Below are 2,068 nucleotides of genomic sequence, written 5' to 3'. Positions count from 1 at the left end.
GGCCTGGTTGGGGTTGTCCCTATTGCCTTTGCTGGCGATCCCGTTCCATACCTGAAGATTGACGGCGATTCCTCAACCAAATTGTCCTTGGGTTGGGGAAGCGAGCTTGAAAAAAAACCACCAGTTGACGCCCAAAGCCTGAGATCTGCTTTGCAAGCAGAATGGGATACTCTAGGTCAGGTTTTCTGGACTTCTAGGGACTTACAGCAGTGCAAACCAACTCTTCCCTTTCTGAGGCGACCGGGTCGGCGTGTGATCCCCTTACGCGGGCGCAGATCCTCATCGAGGCTTTACCCTACATTCAGCAGTACCAGGGCCGCGTTATTGTCATCAAATACGGCGGCGCAGCCATGGTGCACCAAGAGCGACGGGCCGAGGTGCTCCGAGACATCGTCTTTCTGGCCTGTGTGGGGATCCGCCCGGTGTTGGTGCATGGGGGGGGGCCGGAGATCAACAGTTGGCTACAAAAACTGGACATTCCCTTCAAGTTTGTGGATGGCTTGCGGGTTACCGATGCCGCCACCATGGAAGTAGTGGAGATGGTGTTGGTGGGCAAGGTTAATAAGCAGATCGTGCAGCTCATCAGCTTGGCCGGCGGATCGGCGGTGGGGCTGTGCGGGCGAGATGGCAACTTGATCAAAGCGCGATCCCAGGGCCGGGCAGAGATCGGCTTTGTTGGGGAAGTGAGCAGTATCAACCCCCAGTTGCTGCAAACCCTATTGGAAGGTGGACAGATTCCGGTGATCTCCAGCGTGGCTGCCGATGAGACAGGCCAAGCCTACAACATCAACGCCGATACGGTGGCGGGAGAACTGGCGGCTGCTCTGGGGGCAGAAAAGCTGATTTTGCTCACCGACACCCCTGGCATTCTCCGGGATCCCCAGGATCCCAGCTCTCTGATTACGTTGCTGGATATCGAGACGGCTCGCCAGTTGATCCAAGCCGGTGTCGTCAAGGGCGGCATGATCCCGAAGGTGCAGTGTTGCATTCGCGCCTTGGCACAAGGGGTGCGGGCGGCCCACATTCTGGATGGGGGATCCCCTCACTCTCTGCTGCTGGAGCTGCTGACCGATGCCGGCGTGGGCACCAAGCTGGTTCCTTCTCAATTTGCCGCCCAGTTGGAAGGGCTGAACAACGGATCCTGCTAGGCTTCCTTGATGAAGCGCAGGATCTCCCGCACATGGCCGAGAAATTGGCTATCCACACTGAGCTGAGCCACAGCTTGGCGGGTCTCCTGGCGCAATTGCCTGTGCTCCAGCTCGTTGCTGGCCCGCAACTGTTCCAGTTGGGCTTTGAGCGCGGCCAGCTCCTGCCGCAGGTAGCGCCGGGTTTCTTCCTCCTGTTGGGCCCAAGAACCGGGCTTGCCGGGATCCCATTGCTCCTGCAACTGCTCGACTTGGCGCTGCAACTGCTCTAGTCGTTCCGCCAGCTCGAGGGCATCTTCGCGAGGGATGCGGATTTGCCCTTGCAACTGGGCCAAGCGGTCGGCCAAATACTCGTAGCCGCGGATGGCCGGGCGCAGAGCCGTCAACAACAGGGCAGCCACAGCGCTGGGGTAGCCGAGGGGGGTCACCTGCCCAGCCGCCAGGCCATAGAAAGCCAGAGCCGACAGCCCATGCAGGGCAATGGCCACGCGCAACGACCAGCGGCTGAGCTTTTGTAGGAAAGCCAAGGTTGAATCTTCCACCGGGATCCCTCGTTCCTGAGACACAACCGCCTCCTGCTGAACGGCCTTGGCCTGAAAGTAGAGGTTCCAGGGAAGGGTGACGATCACCACCAGCCACCAAAAGCTGGCGATCCCAATGGCCCAATCGGCCAGCTCCCCAATAGGTAGCCCAAAAGCCCGCAGCAGGACAAACAGGATCCCGCCGCCGATCAACAACAGCAGCCCCGCCACCCAAACTGGGAAAAAGATTTTCGAGTAAGACACGGAGTAAGAGGTTGAGTAAGACATTGCCGGTTTCTCCTCATCAAGCTGCCTACAGCCTGCCCGAACCGAGCGGCCAGAAGCTCCTGAAGCGGCCAGTTTTCCGTCCGTCCCAGAGCCATTAGGGGTGCAGCTATAGCC

2 protein-coding genes are annotated in these 2,068 nt (G+C 59.3%); one reads left to right on the top strand and one right to left on the bottom strand.

What is annotated here, in order from left to right; translation table 11 throughout:
• The first annotated feature begins 209 nt into the window (after positions 1–209).
• Positions 210–1,148, top strand: coding sequence for an acetylglutamate kinase (gene argB / locus NW820_RS08165; protein ID WP_414407204.1), 939 nt, complete (start codon positions 210–212; stop codon positions 1,146–1,148).
• Here the strand turns inward: argB and NW820_RS08160 are convergent.
• Positions 1,145–1,954 carry a hypothetical protein gene (locus NW820_RS08160; RefSeq protein ID WP_414407203.1) on the bottom strand — a complete coding sequence of 270 codons (810 nt, stop codon included), beginning with the start codon at positions 1,952–1,954 and terminating at the stop codon, positions 1,145–1,147. The two genes, argB and NW820_RS08160, sit on opposite strands and share 4 nt — an antisense overlap.
• Positions 1,955–2,068 lie beyond the last annotated feature (114 nt).

Origin of the sequence: Synechococcus sp. R55.7 (assembly GCF_047461955.1) — a bacterium.
Lineage (GTDB): Bacteria > Cyanobacteriota > Cyanobacteriia > Thermostichales > Thermostichaceae > Thermostichus.
This window is presented reverse-complemented; position numbering and strand designations above follow the sequence as displayed.